We start from the raw sequence: 19,092 nt of genomic DNA on the forward strand, positions 1-19,092 counted from the left end.
CGTGCGCGAGCGCCGAGCACAATCAGTATCGACAAGTTCGACCAAACGTTACCCGACGCCCGCCCGCAGCAGCAGGGCACGGCAGTCGGATCCGGATCCGGATGTAACCGCCTAGGCCGGTTCGACGTCGGCGAAGTCGCCCTCGCCGAACGGGCCGACCACGGCCAACGACATCGGGCGGGCCAGCAGCTCGGCCGCGAGGGTGTTCACCTCTTCGGCGGTCACCGCGTCCACCCGGGCCAACAGCTCGTCGACCGAGAGCAGGTCGCCGTAAAGAAGTTCACCCTTGGCCAGCCGGCTCATCCGGGACCCGGTGTCCTCCAGGCCGAGCACGTACGAGCCCTTCGCCATGCCCTTGCCTCGGGCCAGCTCGGTCTCGGTGATGCCGTGTGCGGCGACCTCGGCCAGCCCGGCGCGGACCAGCTCCAGCACCTCGTCGACCTTGCCCGGCGCGCAGCCGGCGTAGACGGCGAAGACGCCACTGTCGGCGTACTGGCTGGCGTATGAGTAGACCGAGTAGGCCAGGCCGCGCTGCTCGCGGATCTCCTGGAAGAGCCGGCTGGACATGCCGCCGCCGAGCACGTTGTTGAGTACGCCGAGGGCGAACCGCCGCTCGTCCAGCCGGTCGATGGCGGGGCAGCCGAGTACGACGTGCGCCTGCTCGGTGTCCTTGCGCTCGACCAGGGTCCGGGCCGGCAGCGTACGGACCGGTGTGCCCGCCGGCCGGGGCGTGCCCGGCTGCGCCGGTTCGGTGTCCAGCGGAGTCCCGCGCAGCGCCTGCCGGACCTGCTTGACCACGGTGGTGTGGTCCAGGTTGCCGGCGGCGGCGATGACGATCGTCGGGGGCGTGTAGCGACGCCGGTAGAAGCCCTGGATCTGCCGCCGCGTCATCGGGGTGATGGTCTCCTCGGTGCCGGAGATGAGCCGGCCGAGGGGATGGTCGCCGTAGATGGCCTGGGCAAAAAGGTCGTGCACCTCGTCGCCCGGCTCGTCGTCGTGCATGGCGATCTCTTCGAGGATCACGCCGCGCTCGGTCTCGACGTCGGCCGGATCCAGCACCGAGTCGGCGACCAGGTCGCACATCACGTCGATCGCCAACGGCAGATCGGCGTCGAGTACTCGGGCGTAGTAGCAGGTGTATTCCTTCGTGGTGAAGGCGTTGGTCTCCCCGCCGACCGCCTCGATCTGGGCGGAGATCTCCAGGGCACTCCGTTTCCGGGTCCCCTTGAAAAGCAGATGCTCCAGGAAGTGGGAGACACCGGAGAGGGAGCCGGTCTCGTCCCGCGAGCCGATCCCCACCCAGATCCCGAACGACACACTGCGCATCGCCGGGATCGCCTCGGTGAGCACCCGCAACCCGCTGGGCAGGACCGTACGGCGTACGGTGCCGCCCAGCGGATCGGTGGTCAGGGTACGGGTGACCGCCCGGGCCGGTGCGTCAGCGCCGGCCCCGGACGATCCGGTCCCACGGGCCCGATGGGACGTCCCCTGCTGTCCTGGTCCTCGATGCGCGCCGGCCGGAACCGGCCCCGCCGTCCCACGTTCCTCCAGGGAAAACGGTGACCGGTTCGCCCGACTCAAGAGACCACGACTCCTAGCTCGACAGGACAGCGGGGATTACGAAACGGGGAACGACCCGATGGGGTCAGCTGTGCCGGCTACGGCGACGACGGGGACCACCCTCGCCGCCACCCTCGCCGCCACCCTCGCCGCCCTCGCGGTCGCCCCGGCTCGGCCCCCGCTCGCCGCGCTCCCGGTCACCCCGGTCGCGCGGGCCCCGGTCGCCCCGGTCCCGGCTGGCCGGACGCTCGCCGCCGGCTGCCTCGGCCGGTGCCTCCTCGCCCTCCGGCCGCACCTTGTCCAGGTAGATCTTGCCCCGGGCGTCGATGTCGGCGATCTGCACCTCGACCTTGTCGCCCACGTTGAGGTAGTCCTCGACCCGCTCGACCCGCTTGCCGTCGCCCACCTTGGAGATGTGCAGCAGGCCGTCGCGGCCCGGCAGCAGCGAGACGAAGGCACCGAACGCCGCCGTCTTCACCACGGTGCCGAGGAACTTGTCGCCGACCTTCGGCAGGGTCGGGTTGGCGATGGCGTTGATCCGCTCGACCGCAGCCTCGGCCGACGGGCCGTTGGTCGCGCCGACGTAGATCGTGCCGTCGTCCTCGATGGAGATCTCGGCACCGGTCTCGTCCTGGATGGCGTTGATGGTCTGTCCCTTGGGGCCGATCACCATACCGATCTTGTCGACCGGGATCTTGACCGTGGTCACCCGCGGCGCGTAGTCCGACATCCTCGCCGGCGACTCGATCGCCTGCTGCATGACGCCGAGGATGGTGGAGCGGGCCTCGTGCGCCTGCTTGAGCGCGGCGGCCAGCACGTCCGACGGGATGCCGTCGAGCTTGGTGTCGAGCTGCAACGCGGTAACGAACTCGGGGGTGCCGGCGACCTTGAAGTCCATGTCACCGAAGGCATCCTCGGCACCGAGGATGTCGGTCAGCGTGACGTACTCGGTCTTGCCGTCCACCTCGTCGGAGATCAGCCCCATCGCGATGCCGGCGACCGGTGCCTTCAGCGGCACACCGGCCGAGAGCAGCGCCAGGGTGGAGGCGCAGACCGAGCCCATGCTGGTGGAGCCGTTGGAGCCGAGCGCCTCGGAAACCTGGCGGATGGCGTACGGGAACTCCTCCCGGGCCGGCAGGACCGGGATGAGGGCCCGCTCGGCGAGCGCCCCGTGGCCGATCTCGCGCCGCTTCGGCGCGCCCACCCGGCCGGTCTCGCCGACCGAGTACGGCGGGAAGTTGTAGTTGTGCATGTAGCGCTTGGACTTCTCCGGGGAGAGGGTGTCCAGCGACTGCTCCATGCGCAGCATGTTGAGTGTGGTGACGCCGAGGATCTGCGTCTCGCCCCGCTCGAACAGCGCCGAGCCGTGCACCCGGGGCAGCACCTGGATCTCGGCGGTCAGCGGCCGGATGTCCCGGGGGCCCCGGCCGTCGATGCGGACCTGCTCGCGCAGTACGCGGGAGCGCACCTCGGACTTGTTCAGCGAGCGGAACGCCGCGCCGATCTCCTTCTCGCGGCCCTCGAACTGACCGGCGAGCTGCTCGTACACCTTGTCCTTGATCCGGTCCAGGGCGTCCTCGCGCTCCGCCTTGCCGGCGATCTTCAGCGCCTCGGCGACCTCGTCCCGACCGGCGGCGGCAACCGCCTCGTAGACGTCGTCGGAGTAGTCCAGGAAGACCGGGAACTCGCCGACCGGCTTCGCCGCCACCTCGGCCAGCTCGCTCTGCGCGCGGCACAGCTCCCGGATGGCCGGCTTGGCGGCCTCCAGGCCGCTGGCGACGACCTCCTCGGTCGGCGCGGTCGCGCCACCGGCGACCAGGGCGACGGTGTGCTCGGTCGCCTCGGCCTCGACCATCATGATCGCGACGTCGCCGTCCGGCAGCGTACGGCCGGCCACGACCATGTCGAAGGTGGCCCGGCCCAGCTCCTCGTGGGTCGGGAAGGCCACCCACTGGCCGTCGACGTGGGCCATCCGGGTCGCCCCGATCGGGCCGGAAAACGGCAGGCCGGAGAGCTTGGTGGAGAGCGACGCGGCGTTGATCGCCACCACGTCGTACGGGTGTTGCGGGTCGAGCGCCAGGACGGTCTCGACGACCTGGACCTCGTTACGCAGGCCCTTGACGAACGACGGGCGCAGCGGCCGGTCGATCAGGCGGCAGGTGAGGATCGCGTCCTCACTGGGCCGGCCCTCGCGGCGGAAGAACGAGCCGGGGATACGGCCAGCGGCGTACATCCGCTCCTCGACGTCCACGGTCAGCGGGAAGAAGTCGAACTGCTCCTTCGGCTGCTTGCTGGCCGTGGTGGCGGAGAGGACGACCGTCTCGCCGAGCTGGGCGAGGACGGAGCCGGCGGCCTGGCGGGCCAGGCGGCCGCTGGAGAAGACGATCTCACGGGTGCCGAAGGACCCGTTGTCGATCACTGCCTTGCTGTGCTGGGTGCCGAGATTGGTCTGCTCGGTCATGAGTGTTTCGCACTCCTTCGGTCATGGGGCTCACGACCTGTGGAGCGATTCAGGCGGCCGGTCTTCGATTGAAGCGCCCGGGGTGGGCCGGCATGGCGCCGGCCGGCCCGGAGGCCACTACCGGAGACCGGTGCGCTGACTGCTCCCCATCGGGTGGTCGCGCTGGCCCCTGTTATGGGTGGTCATGCCAGCGGGGGGAGCGGCTTTGTCAGCCGCTCCCCCCGCTCACGTCACCTCCGCAGGCCGAGTCGCTCGATCAGCGACCGGTAGCGGTTGATGTCCTTCTTCTGCATGTAGTTCAGCAGCCGCCGGCGCCGACCGACCAGCAGCAGCAGACCACGGCGGCTGTGGTGGTCCTGCTTGTGCACCTTCAGGTGCTCGGTGAGGTCGGCGATCCGCTTGGTCAGCACCGCGACCTGCACCTCGGGCGAACCGGTGTCACCCTCGGCGGTTGCGTAGTCCTGCCGGATCTTGGCCTTGGCTTCTTGGTCGAGCGCCATTTTCTCCCTGTTTCGGTGGGTTCGTCATTGCGATCCGTGCCCGGGCCGAAGACCGCCGCACGGATGACCCCGCACCCGCGGCGTCGTGCAGGCACGCGGGGCCCCGTCGGTGACCCGACGTCCCCGTCAGGTTACCAGCTCCCGGCTGAGCGGCCATTCGAAGGGCACGGCGTGGCCCGTCGACCGGCTCGCCAGCGCAGCACCACCACGCCGGCGACCAGCTCAGGCAGCAGCAATCTGGGCCCCGCCGACCGGCTCAGCAGAGCACCTGACGGGCCTGCTCGACATCCTCGTTCATCTGGGCGATCAGCGGTTCGATGGTGTCGTACCGGCGCATCTCCCGCAGGTGCGCGACGAAGTCCAGCGCGAGCCGCTCGCCGTAGAGGTCACCGTCGAAGTCGAGCACGTACGCCTCGACCCGGCGCTCCCGCCCGGAGAACGTCGGGTTGGTGCCGATCGACACCGCTGCCGGCAGCGACACCGACCCACCGGCTGCCGCCCGACCGTCCGCCGTCCGGTTGGAGGGCCGGATCAGCCGGGCCGCGTACACGCCGTCGGCCGGCACGGCCGCGTGCCGGTGACAGAGCAGGTTGGCCGTCGGGAAGCCCAACTCGCGTCCCCGCTGGTCCCCCCGGATCACCACTCCCTCCAGCCGGTGCGGCCGCCCCAGGGCCGCTGCCGCCGCCACCACGTCCCCGGCATCGACGCAGGCCCGGGTGTACGTCGAGGAGAAGACCGTGCCGTCGTCGGCCACCAGCGGTGGGGCCTCGACCCCGAACCCGAAGGTCCGGCCCAGCCGTTCCAACAGCGCCACGTCACCGGCCGCCCGGTGCCCGAAGCGGAAGTTCTCCCCCACCACGACCAGCGCGGCGTGCAGGTGTTCGACCAGGATGTCGTGCACGAATGCCTCGGGCGACAGCCGGGAGAACTCGGGGGTGAACGGCACCACACAGAGCACATCCACGCCGAGCGCCTCGATCAACTCCGCCTTGCGAGCCGGTTCGGTCAGCACGGCCGGATGCGAGCCGGGCCGGACCACCTCCGCCGGGTGCGGGTCGAAGGTGACCACCACCGACTGCACCCCCAGGTCCCGGGCTCGCTTCACCGCGTGCCCGATGGTCGCCTGGTGGCCCTTGTGCACGCCGTCGAAGACGCCGATGGTGACCACCGACCGGCCCCAGCCGCCCGGCGCCGCCTCGTACCCCCGCCACCGCTGCATGCGCGTGTCCCCCTGCCCTGTTTTCGTTCCCACCGGCCGGTCGCCGGCGCTCCCCGTCGTTGCGCGTACCGTCGCCGCCGCTGGTCAGGCCGGCGCGAGCACGATCTCGGCCCGGGCCCGGCCGCCCCGCTCCCGGACGATGGCGATCAGGTCGCCGTCCGGGCCGAAGACCGCGTACGGCCCGTCGATGCCGACCGGATCCAGCGGGCCGCCGTGGGAGAGCACCTTCGCCTCGTCGGTGCTGGCCTCGCGGACCGAAAAGAACCGGCGGGCCGCCGCCCCGATCGGCAGGTCGACCACCTCCGGGGACCGTTCCTCCAGCTCGGCCAGGGTCGCCGCCTCGGCCAGGGTGAACCCGCCCACGGCGGTCCGGCGCAGCGCGGTGAGATGTCCGCCGACCCCGAGCGTGACCCCCAGGTCGCGGGCAATCGCCCGGATGTACGTCCCGGACGAGCAGGTCACGTCCACGTCCACGTCCACCACGTCCGGCGTGTCCCGTCGGATGGCGAGTACGTCCAGCCGGGAGATGGTCACCCGGCGGGCGGCCAGGGCGACGGTCTCGCCGTCGCGTACCCGTTTGTAGGCCCGCTGCCCGTCGACCTTGATGGCGCTGACCGCGCTGGGCACCTGGTCGATCTCCCCGGTCTGCGCCGCGAGCCCGGCCCGGATGGCCTCGTCGGTGACCCCACCCGCCGGGGTGGTCGCGGTCACCTCGCCCTCGACATCATCGGTGATCGTCGCCTGCCCCAACCGGATGGTGGCGGTGTAGGACTTGCCCGCCCCGATCACGTACGTGAGCAGCCGGGTCGCCCGGCCCACTCCGATGATCAGCACCCCGGTGGCCATCGGATCCAGCGTGCCGCCATGGCCCACCCGCCGGGTCCGGGCCAGCCGGCGGATCCGTGCCACCACGTCGTGCGACGTCATGCCGCCGGGCTTGTCGACCACGATCAGACCGTCCGAACTCACGTGGCAAGCCTGCCAGACGTCCCGCCGCCCACCGCGTCGGCCCGGAAGTACCGGCGTTCAGGGCTGATCGGACCTACCCCGACACATCGATCTCGAACATGATCATTGATTTGTGCAGCCCCACCCGACGGAGACGGCCCAGATGAACACCGAGACCGACCCGCCCGCCGATCGTCCGGATGGCCAGCCGATGGGGACACCGACGCCACCGACCGGCCGGCCAGAAGTTCTGGCCGTGGCCACCAACGACGAGCCGCTGCGGGTCCCATCCTGGATGCGTGAGCCAGAGGTCCAACAACCGCTGGGGTTCGGAAATCGGGTCCGGCTGACCTGGGAACGGGTCGGCGGCGGTCTGCTCACGGTCGTGGGTATCGCGCTGGCCGTCGGGCTGGTCGGGATGCTGGGCTGGGCGGCGACGGACGGCTGGTCGAACTACGTCAGTTCCCGCCAGCCCGACCCCACGAACGAAGTGGTGCCGACCAGCGCGGTCGGATTCGGGGGCCAGACCGGCTTCTTCGCCGGCACACCGGCCGAGTCCTACGCTGAGGGAGAGGCCGCCATCGTCCTACCGACGGCCACGCCGCAACCGCCCTTCACCGCGAGGCAGGTCGGCGACGGCCTGGCCAAGGTCCGGCAGGCCCTCATCCTGGGCCGGCTCGACACCGCCATGCAGCACGGTGACCCGGACAAGTTCCTGGTTCTCTTCGCCGAGGACGCCCGCAGTGAACTACGTCGGGACTTCCAGACGGGGCAGTTCGCCAGCTACGCCACCCGGTTCCGACCGCATGCCCTGCGGGCGAGCGTGGAAGCCCGCGCCAAGGGCCGGATCACCTATCGGGCCACCCGGGCCGCGAACGGAATCCGGGTGCTGGAGGTGACGACGAACTTCGTCTGGGTCTACCCCTTCCGGGTGCCGAACGTGAACCCAGGAGACGCACTTGTCGTGATACACGACGAGGTGGTCTGGCAGGTGCCGCACCCGGACGACGTACCTCCCTCATCGGCCGGGCTCTGGCTGGCCACCAGCCAGTCCTATGCCTCGAACATCGACTGCGCGTCGCTCGCCCAAGGGTTGATCGACGTCAGCAGCCGCCTCAAGTTCGACCTGCGGCCCGGCACGGCGGGGGACGACCCGGACCCCGACCGGATGTACGACCCAGACCAGTCGCTGGACCTGCCCGACACCTGTTAGCCGAGGTCAGAGCAGGGTTCAGCGGACGGCGCCGACGACCGCCCACCGGCCGGACCGGATCCGCCAGAGCAGGGTGGCCAGGCGGACCACCATGAACAGCGAGAGACCAGCCCAGATCCCGCCCAGCCCGAGGTCGAGGAGATAACCCGTCCAGATTGCCGGCAGGAAGGCACCGACTGCGGCGGCGATGGTGACATTGCGCAGGTAGCGGACGTCACCGGCACCGATCAGCACCCCGTCCAGGGCGAAGACGAGACCCGCCACCGGCAGCATCGCCACGAACCAGGGCCAGGCGATCATCGCCTGGTCCCGTACCAGTGGGTCGGCGCTGAACCAGGACGGGATCACCGCGGCCCCGGCAGCGACGACCACCGCGAAGGCGATCCCGCAGATGCCGCTGATGAGGGTGATCCGGCGGGCCAGCCAGCGCGCACCGGCCGCGTCGTCTCCACCGAGTGTGGCACCTATCAGGGACTGGGCGGCGATGGCCAGGGCGTCCAACACCAGGGCGATGAAGAACCACAGCTGGATGGCGATCTGATGGGCGGCGACGGTGGCCGCACCGAACCGGGCCGCCACGGCGGTGGCCGAGAGGAAGCTGGCCTGGAAGGCGAGTCCCCGCACCAGCAGGTCTCGGCTGAGCACGAGCTGCCGTGCGATCACCCGGGGCTGGGGGCGAAGCGACACCCGTTCGGCGATCAGCGCCCCGACGAAGAGCAATCCGGAGAGGGTCTGGGCCACCGCGTTGGCGACGGCCGACCCGATCAGCCCGAGGCCGACGGGATAGACGAGCAGCGGACAGAGCACCGCGGAGAGCAGGTTCGGCCCGAGGACGAAGAACAGCGGCCGGCGGGTGTCCTGCACCCCCCGCAGCCAGCCGTTGCCGGCGGCGGCCAGCAGTAGACCGGGAGCACCCAGGGAGGCGACCCGGAGCCAGCGCGCCGCCGTCTCGGCGACGTCGGGATCGGTGCCGGCGATGGCCCGCGCCAGCGGCTCGGCCCCGATCTGGATGCCGAGGACCAGCACCAGGCCCGCCGCCAGCGCCAGCCACGATGCCTGTACGCCTTCGGCCACGGCCGCTGCCCGATCACCGGCCCCGAACCGGCGGGCCGCCCGACCGGTCGTGCCGTACGCGACCACGGTGCCGATCCAGGCCGCGATGGTCATGACCGTGCCGCCGATGGCGAGGCCGGCCAATGGGATCCGGCCGAGGTGGCCCACCACGGCGGTGTCCACCAGCACATACAGGGGTTCGGCGGCGAGCACCACCAGCGCTGGCAGGGCCAGCCCGACGATCCGGCGTACGGATGCGTCGCTGCCACGGTCGAGCGGCGTGGTGAGCTGTCCCATGAAGGATCATCATGACACGCCTTGGTAAGGGATGCAATGCTTCACGGCACTTACCAAATGTGCTGTCTGGGGACTCGCCAGCACCCACTCGTGCTGGCGAGTCCCGGTTTCGACATTCGGACAGCCGGACGGTGCCTACTTGAGCAGGGTCAGCGCCTTGGCAACGCCCGGGTCACGTCCGGCGGACAGATCCGCAGCGGTCATCGGGGCCACGTGGTCCGGGGCCACGCCGATGGTGTTGACGATCTCCCGGTTCGCCCCGATCTCGTGGCGCTTGGGCAGCATGATCATGCTGTCGTCGTTGAGCTGGAACGGCTCACCCGGGCCGGACACGGCACCCGCGGTACGGGTACCGACCAGGGTGCCAAGGCGAAGATCCTTCACCGCGCTGGTGAAGGAGTCGCAGGCCGAGGCGCAGTTCCGATCGGTGAGCGCGACGAGGGGCAGGTTCAGCAGCGGCACCGAGTCGTCGGTGCGGTTGGCCGTGCACTCTCCGCGCACATCGCACCAGTAGCTGGTGGTCTTGTCGTGCGCCCATGCGCCAAGCAGTCTGGCCACCTCCGTCGGGCTGCCACCACCGTTGCCGCGCAGGTCGAGGACAACCCCCCGCAACGTCCTGCCCGCCCGCAGGTCCGCGATCGCCCGCAGCACCTGGTCAGCCATCCCGGGTGCGAAGGCCGGCATCCGGACGTAGGCGATGTCACCGGGCAGCAGCCGGGACTCGACCGTCGGAGTTTCCCGCGGGATCGGGACGGGTGTCACCGTGACGGTGAAGGTCTTTCCGGTGACCAGGCGGCGCAGAGTGAGCCGTACCGGATTGTCCTTCGTGGCTGTCCTGAACCAGCCGATGACGCCATCAGACACCACCCCGTTGACGATCAGCGGTACGCCGTTGACGGCGACAACCTCGTCGCCCGGCTTGACCCCAGCGATCTCCGACCCACTGCCCGGGGCGACCGCCGTGACGAATATCGGCGGCGTGCTCGCCGGATCGGGACCATCGGGCTGCAGGCCGGAGAGCCGCAGACCGACCGGTGCCGCTTCCGTCGATGACGACGACGGACGCATCCAGCGTGCGTGGTTGTCATCGAGGCTCTCCACCATGCCCTGGATGGTGGCCTCCGCGACAGCCTGGCGAACCGTCGGATCGGCTGGCAGTCCTGCGGTGATCTGCTCGTAGACGCGGCGGAACGCGGCCCAGTCGGCGTCCTTCCTGCCGGTCAGCGCCGGCATCGTGGCCTGCGGCTGGTCCAGTCCACGACGTTGTAGCTCCTGGGTGAGCGCCGCGAAGGCCGGAACCAGCAACGTACGAGGATCCCACACCGGTCCGCCGTAGTAGTTGTCGAAGATGCAGTAGTACGCCGACCCGATGGTGGTGACCGTGGTGGGCTTCGCCGGCGGCGAGGACGGGACAGACGGTGACGGCGAGGAGGGCGAGGACGGTGCAGGTGACGATGGCGCGGATGGCGGCGGCAGGGTCGCACATGCTGGTGGGCGGTTGCTGGCCGGGTTGGCGGTAGTGGCCGTCGCGGCCACGGTGGTTATGCCGTAGCCGAAGACTGCGGCCGACACGACCAACACCGCCGCGACGGCGAACGATTTCTTGTTCCTCATGCCGCTCACATTCGCCGTTGTGCCGTTGCAGGCGCGTGAACGCAACCGTTAACGCCGCTGTAGCGGCACGCCTGGTACAGAGATGGCATGCGCATTCTGGTGGCCGAGGACGAAAAGATGCTCGCCGATCTGGTAGCCGAAGGGCTACGCAGACACGCCATGGCGGTGGACGTGGTCTACGACGGCGCAGCCGCATCGGAACACCTTGCCGTGCACGACTACGACGTACTCGTACTTGATCGTGACCTGCCGGAAGTGCACGGCGACCTGGTCTGCCGGGAGTTGGCGCAGGCTGCCGCGCGTACCCGGATTCTGCTACTGACCGCCGCCGCCTCGGTACCCGAACGGGTCGCAGGGCTGGCGCTCGGTGCCGACGACTACCTGCCCAAACCGTTCGACTACAGCGAACTCGTGGCCCGGGTGCAGGCCCTCGGACGACGTAGCCAGGCCCCGCTTCCGCCGGTCCTGGAACGAGCCGGGATCGTGCTGGACACTCCGCGCCGCCAGGTCAGTCGCAACGGACGCCACCTGTCGCTCTCGGTGAAGGAGTACGCCGTACTGGAGGTGCTGATGCGAGCAAACGGTGCCGTCGTCAGCGCCGAGACCCTGCTCGAACTGGCCTGGGACGAGAACGTCGACCCGTTCACGACCGTGGTCCGTGTCATCATCAGCCGGCTGCGCGCCAAACTGGGAGATACGCCGTGCATTCACACCGTCCCGGGCGTCGGATACCGGCTGTGATGCGCCGTACGGTGCGGGTACGACTGACCGCCGTCTACACGGGGCTCTTCCTCGCCACCTCGACAGTTCTGCTCGTCACAACCAACCTGCTGTTGAAAATCAACCTGCAGAAGCGGTTCGAGGGCATCTTCGTCCATACCCCGGAGAAGCTGGCAGGGGCACCAGCCGGCCTACCGACCGATCCGCCGGCTGTGCCCCCGCACCTACCGACGGGAGAACTCCGGGTTCTACCCGCCGAGGTGCTCGCGTACCAGTGGACCATCGCGGGGGTCACGATCGTCGTACTCACCTTCGCCTCGATCGTCATCGGCTGGTGGCTGGCCGGCCGGCTGCTGCGTCCGCTGCACCACATCACGGCCACCGCACGGCGGCTGTCCCTGTCCAACCTGCATGAACGGATCGCGCTCACCGGCCCCCGCAACGAGCTGACCGAGTTGGCCGACACCTTCGACACCATGCTGGAGCGCCTGGAACGATCCGTGGAGAGCCAGCGCCGGTTCATCGCCAACGCCTCCCACGAACTGCGCACCCCGTTGGCCATCCAACGGGCAGCAATCCAGATCGGACTCGATGCTCCGTCGCCGGAACGGCTGGCCCGGGTCCGGGCGGAACTACTGGAGGTCAATCGACGCAACGAACGCCTGATCGACGGCCTGCTCCTGCTCGCCCAGGGCGAGCACGGGCTGACCACGGTCGAGCCGGTAGCCCTCGATCTTCTCGTACACCGAGCGGTGGGTGAAACGCCAGCAAATGGCCGCACGATCAGGCGGGTGATCGAGCCGGTCATGGTCACCGGTGACCTGGTGCTGTTGCACCGGCTCGTGGCCAACCTGATGGACAACGCCGTCAAGTACAACCGAACCGATGGCGTGGTCGACGTCCACGTCACCGCCGCCGGTCGCCTGACCGTCCGAAACAGCGGCCCGGAGATCCCCGAGAACCGGATCGCCGAACTGTTCGAACCGTTCCGCCGCCTGCACGCGGCGCGAACCGGCTCAGCCGACAGCGCCGGACTAGGGCTGTCGATCGTCGCCGCCATCGCACACGCCCACGGCGCCAAAATCACCGCTCGCCCCAATCGGGGCGGCGGCCTGGAGTTGACCGTGCAGTTCCCGCCACCACCGGGCTGACCCGCAGGCTACCGCCGTGCCGGGTCACCACCGGGCTGAACAGCAGGCAACGCCGTGCCAGGCCACCGCCGGAGTAGCTGCCTACTGGCGGGTGTCCATCGACGTCTGCAGGGCACGACGGGCCTGCTCGCGGGCCTCATCGGTGGCCTCTGGCTGGGGCTTTTCAGACATGACGATTCTCCTCTGTCCAGGGTGGGAACGGGCACGACGATCCACGTGATCCGCGACGGACGGCGCTGCACGGCATCGCGACGGCCGGTCCGGGGTCGCCGGAACGCTGGCCGGGAGCCGGCGTGAGCCCGGGTCGATCCGACCCTGGCGGGCAAACGGCTGGTTGTGCACCGTCACCGGTGGTACGCCGTCACCGCGACAAGAGCACGGGTGCGGCAAGAGCACGAGTGCGGCGCATCACAAACCAAGTTAGCGTTAAGTCAACCGGCACGGCGCCCAGTTCCCGGGATACGGAACAGTCACCCCGTGGGGACGCTGGCGAGGCACCGGGTCAGCGGGCGAAGAAGTGCCACCCCACCCACCACCAGAAGCCAAAGACGCCGATCCGCCCCACCGGCACCGGGCCGACCTCGTACTGCATGACATAGGCACAGACGTCACCGAAGGTGGGGATGCGGGATCCCTCCCGGCGAGCGGCCCACTCGACCACGGCGAACAGGACGATCGCCACCACGAACCCGCCGATGGCCAGCAACCGAAGTCCAGTCATCGCCGTACCAGCCCCCAGAACGCCATCAGCCACCCGAAGTAGGCAGCCGACCGGGCCAGGTCGTCCTCCAGCAGCGGATCGGCGAGGCGGGAGAAGGTGGGAAAGTCGTCCCCGGCGTTGAGGATGAAGGTGGTCCCCTCGAAGAGGCCGAAGATGACGACCGGCAGCAACCACCAGTTGGTGCCCCGCCCCAGCCGGACGGGGGCCGGGCGGCGTGGCATCCGGTTGGAGAGCCCGAGCCAGATCAGTGCCCCACCGGTGCCCAGCGCATAGAGATTGGCCGGCGTGGAGAAGGACGGGAACTGGCCTCCCACCAGGGATAGGCAGGCGATGACCGGAATCGACACGACCGGCCTGTCCCAGGTCCGTGACACCTCGGCGGCGGCGATCTCTTGCGGCTGCTCCATCAACCGATTGTTCCCGAGGCCGGAGGCACCGGAAAGGGCGACACTCCCCGGGATTACCTCTGATCTTCGGTCGGAACGACCGCCCGGTCCAGCTCGTCACGGATGGCGTCGACCACCTCGGTAGCGGAGCCGCGCCCGGTGAACCCGGCCGCGAACCGGTGTCCCCCACCGCCGAGTACGACGGCGACCTGGCTGACGTCGACACCGCCCTTACTGCGCATGGAAACCGCCCACTCGTCCTCGGCGATCTGCTTGACTACGCAGCTCACGTCGGCTTCGGCCGCGCAGCGCACCGAATCGATCAAGGGCTCCAGGACGTACGGGCGCTGCCCGTGCCGGGTCAGGTCGTCCAGGGTGGCGTAGGTCCAGACCAGCCCCAGACCGCAGGCGGCATCCGGGGCGAGTTGCACCCGACTGAGCACGTCCCCGTAGAGCCGGATCGCGCCGAACGGACGAGTGTCGAATATCCGACGCGAGATCTCGCCCGGTCGGATTCCGGTGGCCAGCAGCCGCGCGGCCATCTCGTGCACCGCCGGGGTGGTCATGGCGAACCGGAACGAGCCGGTGTCGGTGGCCAGCGCGACATAGAGGCATTCGGCGATCTCGGCATCCAGTGGCACCCCGAGCCGGGCGAGCAGCTCCTCGGCTACCACCGAGGTGGCCGCCGCCGCCGGGTCGATGACGTTGATCCCACCGAAGCGGGTGTTGGAGGCGTGGTGGTCGAGCACCACGGTCGTCGTACCGACCCGGTCGAGCCGACCGGCCAGCGTCCCGAGTCGCGACGCACTCGCGGCGTCGAAGCAGATCACCAGGTCCGGGTCGAGCCACGCCTCGTCGGCCGGAACCAGCAGGTCGAGGCCGGGAAGGCCACGCAGCGGCTCGGGCACCTCCGGCGGTCCCGGGAAGGTGGTCTGCAGGTGCCGAACGCCCAACCGGCGTAGGCCGAACGCGAAGCCGAGCATGCTGCCCAGGGCGTCCCCGTCGGGGTTGACGTGGCAGATCAGCAGCACCCGGCTGTCCGGTGTCAGATCCCGTACGGCCGCGACCGCCGCCGCCCAGTCCGCCTCGCTGGGGCCGGTCCCGTCCGACACCGGCCGTTCGGCGAGGGCCGCCCCGGCGGCACGACCGATCTCGGTCACCGCCGGTCCTCGGCGGCACCCGAGGAGGGGGGCTCCTCGCCCTCCTCCTCTTCCTCGTCCTCGGTCCGGTACGGCTGCGCCCCGCCGGCGTACTCCGCCTTGGCGGCCAGTCGTTGCACCTCGGCATCGGCGTTCCGTGCCGCGGCGAGCAGATCGTCGATGTGCTTGACCTGGTCCTGCACGTTGTCGAGCACGAAGGTCAGGGTCGGCGAGTGACGCAGGCCCAGGGCCTTGCCGACGGTGCTGCGCAGCATCCCCTTGGCGCTCTCCAGCGCGGCGGCGGTGCCCGCCTGGGCCGCCGCGTCGCCGAGCACGGTGTAGAAGACCGTGGCGTCGCGCAGATCGGGAGTGATCCGCGCGTCGGTGATGGTGATCATGCCGAGCCGAGGGTCCTTGATCTGGGTACGCACCACCGAAGCCACCAGTTCACGCACGCGTTCCGCGTGCCGGCGCACCTTGGCAGGGTCCGTCATTTCCGCACCTCCACGGCATCTTGCTCCCGGCCGGAACCGGCGACGTCAACGCGTCGCCGGAGCCGGACCGGCCATCGTCTGGAACACTACCCGCGTCGTGGCGGGGCACGCGCATCCCGCCCACCGGTCGATCCGGTGGGTTTACCGGCGCGCAATCAGTCGTCGGCGCCGTGTAACCGGCGTCGCACGGACAGCAATTCGATCTCTGGTCGCCCCGCCACCAGCCGCTCGCAATTGTCGAGCACCTCGCCGACGTGGCTGGCTTCGGCCGCCACCACCGCCACCGCGATCTCGGCTCGCCGGTGGAGGTCGAGCGCGCCCACCTCCGCGACGGAGACCTCGAATCGGCGCAGGGCGGCCACGATGGGCCGTACGTACGATCTCTTCGTCTTGAGCGATTGCGAGTCGCCTGGCAACAGAATGTCGAAAACCGCGGTTCCGGTAAACATCGTGACGAAGGATACCCGCTGTATGTGACACATGATCAAGGGGTTTACGCCCGCAGGCGTAAACCCCTTGATCAGTTAGACCCTACCGTCAGCTGCGGGGCTTCTCCCGCATCTCGAAGGTCTCGATGACGTCACCGACCTGGACATTGTTGTAACTACCCAGGGTCAGACCGCACTCGAAGCCCTCGCGGACCTCGGTGGCGTCGTCCTTGAACCGCTTGAGCGAGCTGATCGTGAGGTTGTCCGCCACGACCGCCCCGTCGCGCAGCAGCCGCGCCTTGGCGTTGCGGCGGATGACGCCGGACCGCACGATACATCCGGAGATGTTGCCGATCTTGGACGAGCGGAAGACGTCGCGGATTTCCGCGCTGCCCAGCCCGACCTCCTCGTACTCCGGCTTGAGCAGGCCCTTGAGCGCCGCGTCGATCTCCTCGATGGCCTGGTAGATAACGGTGTAGTACCGGATCTCCACGCCCTCGCGGTCGGCCATCTCGCGGACCTTGTTGGAGGCCCGCACGTTGAAGCCGATGATCGTGACGGCCTCGGTGGACGCGCTCGCCAGGTTGACGTCGCTCTCGGTGATCGCGCCGACGCCCCGGTGGATGATCCTGAGCTGGACCTCCTCCGGAATGTCGATCTTGAACAGCGCGTCCTCGAGCGCCTCGACCGAACCCGAACCGTCGCCCTTGAGCACCAGGTTGAGCGAGGTCTTCTCGCCCTCCTTGAGCTGCTCCATGAGCGTCTCCAGGGTCGCCCGACCCCGCGAGTTGGCGAAGCTCGCCGCCCGCCGCCGGGCCTGACGCTGCTCGGCGATCTGCCGCACGGTCCGGTCGTCCTCGGCCGCGAGGAACGTGTCCCCCGCGCCCGGCACGGCGGTCAGACCGAGCACCATCACCGGGCGGGACGGACCCGCCTCAGCGACCGGATTGCCGTTCTCGTCGAGCATGGCCCGCACCCGACCGTGCGCCCCACCGGCGACGATCGAGTCACCTGCCCGCAGCGTGCCCTTCTGGACCAGCACCGTCGCCACCGCACCGCGACCCTTGTCCAGGTGCGCCTCGATGGCCACACCCTGAGCCGGGCCGTCGATCGGAGCGGTCAGCTCCAACGACGCGTCGGCGGTCAGCAACACCGCTTCGAGCAGTTCGTCGATGCCGATACCCGGCTTCGCCGCCACGTTGACGAACATGGTCTCGCCGCCGTACTCCTCGGCGACCAGGCCGTACTCGGTCAGCTGCTGGCGGACCTTGTCCGGGTTGGCCTCCGGCTTGTCGACCTTGTTGACCGCCACCACGATCGGCACGTCGGCCGCCTTGGCGTGGTTGAGCGCCTCGATCGTCTGCGGCATGACGCCGTCGTCGGCGGCGACCACCAGCACCACGATGTCGGTGACCTGGGCACCACGGGCACGCATGGCGGTGAACGCCTCGTGACCCGGGGTGTCGATGAAGGTCACCGCGCGGTCGATGCCCTCGTGCGGCACGTGCACCTGGTAGGCACCGATGTGCTGGGTGATGCCACCTGCCTCGCCGGCCACGACGTTCGCCTTGCGGATCGCGTCGAGCAGCTTGGTCTTACCGTGGTCGACGTGACCCATGACGGTCACTACCGGCGCACGGCTGACCAGGCGGTCCTCGGCGACCTCGGCGTCGAGGTCGATGTTGAACTGCGCGAGCAGCTCGCGGTCCTCGTCCTCCGGGCTGACGATCTGCACGTCGAAACCGAGGTGCTCACCCAGCAGCAGCAGGGTGTCGTCGGAGCACGACTGGGTCGCTGTGACCATCTCGCCCAGGTTGAACATCTCCTGGACCAGCGAACCCGGGTTGGCGTTGATCTTGTCAGCGAAGTCCGACAGCGAAGCACCGCGCGACAACCGTACGACCTGACCCTGACCCCGGGGGGCACCCGAGCTCATGGTCGGCGCGGACAGGTTGTCGAATTCTTGTCTGCGCTGCTTCTTGGACTTGCGACCGCGGGCCGGCTTGCCACCCGGACGCCCGAAGGCACCCGCGGCACCGCCGCCGCGACCACGGCCACCGCCACCGGGACGACCGGCACCGCCGGCACCCGCGCCGGCCGGCGCGCCACCACCGGGGCCGCCACGGTAGCCACCGCCACCGCCGGCACCACCAGGACCGCCACGGTAGCCACCGCCACCGCCAGCACCACCAGGACCGCCACGGTAGCCACCGCCACCGCCGCCACCACCAGGACCGCCACGGTAGCCACCGCCACCGCCGCCACCACCAGGACGACCGGCGCCACCGCCACCGGGGCGACCCGTACCGGCACCGGGGCCGCCAGGACGACCGGGGCGCTGGCTCGGCATCGACGCCGGGCTGGGCCGCGGCGGCATGGACGCCGGGCTGGGCCGCGGCGGCATGGACGCCGGGTTGGGACGGGGACCGCCGGACGCTGCCGGACGCTGACCGCCCGGGGTGATACCGAACGGGTTGTTTCCACCGCTACGCGCCGGCGGCCGACCGCCGGAACGACCCGGGCCAGGCGTGGGCGCACCCGGGGTGCCCGGGCGGGGGGCCGCAGCCGGCGAACCCGGACGCGGCGGGATGGCACCCGGACCCGGCTTCGGCCGAGACGTGCCGTCGGCCGGCGGTTCCCGACGGACGGTGTCCCGCTGCCGGGCGGCCTGGGCGGCCTTCACGGCTGCTTCCTGCTCAGCCTTGAGAGCTGCGGCACGCGCCTCGGCGGCCGCCACCTCGATGTCGTGCGCGCTCGCCGGCTTGGCCGGAGCGGCAGTTCCCGACGGCGGGCCGGGAACCGGGCCCTTGGGCTTGGCCGGGGGCGGACCGGGCCGACGCGGCGGCCCGGGCTTGGCGGAGATCCTCGGCTCGCCGGGGCTCGGCGGCGGAGGCGTCGGGGTGGTCGCCGGAGCCGCCGCCGGTGGGGCGGTCGGCGCCGGGGAACCTGAACCCGACGACGCGACGAACGCACCACGCAGCCGACGGGCGACCGGCGCCTCGACGGTGCTGGATGCGGACTTCACGAACTCGCCCATTTCCTTCAACTTGGCGAGAACGGTCTTACTTTCGACCCCGAGCTCTTTTGCCAGCTCGTGTACGCGGGCCTTGCCTGCCACTGCACTCCTCACTCCGAGGTCGTGCGGGCAGCACCCGCAGCGACCTCACTCGTGCACTTGAAGCCTGATC

General features: G+C 70.0%; 16 protein-coding genes. 3 read left to right on the forward strand and 13 right to left on the reverse strand.

The window, feature by feature from the left end; all coding sequences use genetic code 11:
• Nucleotides 1-111: 111 nt before the first annotated feature.
• From FHR38_RS05640 to truB, 5 genes are all read right to left on the reverse strand, one after another.
• Nucleotides 112-1,551: a M16 family metallopeptidase gene (locus tag FHR38_RS05640; protein WP_376771466.1), complete on the reverse strand. Its 1,440-nt coding sequence runs from the start codon at nt 1,549-1,551 to the stop codon at nt 112-114.
• 94 nt (nt 1,552-1,645) lie between these two features.
• A complete protein-coding gene (locus tag FHR38_RS05645; RefSeq protein WP_184533395.1) occupies nt 1,646-4,021 on the reverse strand; it encodes a polyribonucleotide nucleotidyltransferase in 2,376 nt (791 codons plus the stop codon).
• A 230-nt stretch (nt 4,022-4,251) separates the two neighbouring features.
• Nucleotides 4,252-4,521 (reverse strand): 30S ribosomal protein S15, encoded by a 270-nt coding sequence (gene rpsO, locus FHR38_RS05650; RefSeq protein WP_184533397.1) that lies wholly within the window; start codon nt 4,519-4,521, stop codon nt 4,252-4,254.
• Between the two features lie 256 nt (nt 4,522-4,777).
• A complete protein-coding gene (locus FHR38_RS05655; RefSeq protein WP_184533399.1) occupies nt 4,778-5,740 on the reverse strand; it encodes a bifunctional riboflavin kinase/FAD synthetase in 963 nt (320 codons plus the stop codon).
• 84 nt (nt 5,741-5,824) lie between these two features.
• Nucleotides 5,825-6,709 (reverse strand): tRNA pseudouridine(55) synthase TruB, encoded by an 885-nt coding sequence (truB, locus tag FHR38_RS05660; RefSeq protein ID WP_184533401.1) that lies wholly within the window; start codon nt 6,707-6,709, stop codon nt 5,825-5,827.
• Between the two features lie 142 nt (nt 6,710-6,851).
• Here truB and FHR38_RS05665 point away from each other — a divergent pair, with 142 nt between their 5' ends.
• Complete coding sequence (locus FHR38_RS05665; RefSeq protein ID WP_184533403.1) at nt 6,852-7,901, forward strand: hypothetical protein; 1,050 nt, start codon at nt 6,852-6,854, stop codon at nt 7,899-7,901.
• A gap of 18 nt (nt 7,902-7,919) precedes the next feature.
• Here the strand turns inward: FHR38_RS05665 and FHR38_RS05670 are convergent, their stop codons facing one another.
• Nucleotides 7,920-9,251: an MATE family efflux transporter gene (locus tag FHR38_RS05670; RefSeq protein ID WP_184533405.1), complete on the reverse strand. Its 1,332-nt coding sequence runs from the start codon at nt 9,249-9,251 to the stop codon at nt 7,920-7,922.
• A gap of 135 nt (nt 9,252-9,386) precedes the next feature.
• A complete protein-coding gene (locus tag FHR38_RS05675) occupies nt 9,387-10,865 on the reverse strand; it encodes a S41 family peptidase (RefSeq protein WP_184533407.1) in 1,479 nt (492 codons plus the stop codon).
• An 87-nt stretch (nt 10,866-10,952) separates the two neighbouring features.
• Between FHR38_RS05675 and FHR38_RS05680 the strand changes: the two genes are divergently transcribed.
• Together FHR38_RS05680 and FHR38_RS05685 are read left to right on the forward strand one after the other, a co-directional pair.
• Entirely contained in the window at nt 10,953-11,606 is a 654-nt protein-coding gene (locus tag FHR38_RS05680) for a response regulator transcription factor (protein WP_184533409.1), read from the forward strand.
• Nucleotides 11,606-12,736 carry a HAMP domain-containing sensor histidine kinase gene (locus FHR38_RS05685; protein ID WP_184533411.1) on the forward strand — a complete coding sequence of 377 codons (1,131 nt, stop codon included), beginning with the start codon at nt 11,606-11,608 and terminating at the stop codon, nt 12,734-12,736. Before FHR38_RS05680 ends, FHR38_RS05685 begins: the two co-directional genes overlap by 1 nt.
• A gap of 502 nt (nt 12,737-13,238) precedes the next feature.
• Here FHR38_RS05685 and FHR38_RS05690 read toward each other — a convergent pair.
• The 6 genes from FHR38_RS05690 to infB all read right to left on the reverse strand — a co-directional run bounded on the left by FHR38_RS05690 (nt 13,239) and on the right by infB (nt 19,022).
• Nucleotides 13,239-13,457 (reverse strand): DUF6186 family protein, encoded by a 219-nt coding sequence (locus FHR38_RS05690; protein WP_184533413.1) that lies wholly within the window; start codon nt 13,455-13,457, stop codon nt 13,239-13,241.
• Nucleotides 13,454-13,864, reverse strand: coding sequence for a hypothetical protein (locus tag FHR38_RS05695; RefSeq protein ID WP_184533415.1), 411 nt, complete (start codon nt 13,862-13,864; stop codon nt 13,454-13,456). The genes FHR38_RS05690 and FHR38_RS05695 overlap by 4 nt, the downstream gene beginning before the upstream one ends.
• 53 nt (nt 13,865-13,917) lie before the next feature.
• Nucleotides 13,918-14,994, reverse strand: a complete 1,077-nt coding sequence (locus FHR38_RS05700) for a DHH family phosphoesterase (RefSeq protein ID WP_376771467.1) — start codon at nt 14,992-14,994, stop codon at nt 13,918-13,920.
• 5 nt (nt 14,995-14,999) lie between these two features.
• Nucleotides 15,000-15,476: a 30S ribosome-binding factor RbfA gene (rbfA, locus tag FHR38_RS05705; protein ID WP_184533416.1), complete on the reverse strand. Its 477-nt coding sequence runs from the start codon at nt 15,474-15,476 to the stop codon at nt 15,000-15,002.
• A gap of 155 nt (nt 15,477-15,631) precedes the next feature.
• Nucleotides 15,632-15,925, reverse strand: a complete 294-nt coding sequence (locus tag FHR38_RS05710; RefSeq protein ID WP_184533418.1) for a DUF503 domain-containing protein — start codon at nt 15,923-15,925, stop codon at nt 15,632-15,634.
• An 88-nt stretch (nt 15,926-16,013) separates the two neighbouring features.
• Nucleotides 16,014-19,022: a translation initiation factor IF-2 gene (gene infB / locus FHR38_RS05715; protein ID WP_184533420.1), complete on the reverse strand. Its 3,009-nt coding sequence runs from the start codon at nt 19,020-19,022 to the stop codon at nt 16,014-16,016.
• Nucleotides 19,023-19,092 lie beyond the last annotated feature (70 nt).

This window comes from Micromonospora polyrhachis (assembly GCF_014203835.1).
Classification (GTDB): domain Bacteria; phylum Actinomycetota; class Actinomycetes; order Mycobacteriales; family Micromonosporaceae; genus Micromonospora_H; species Micromonospora_H polyrhachis.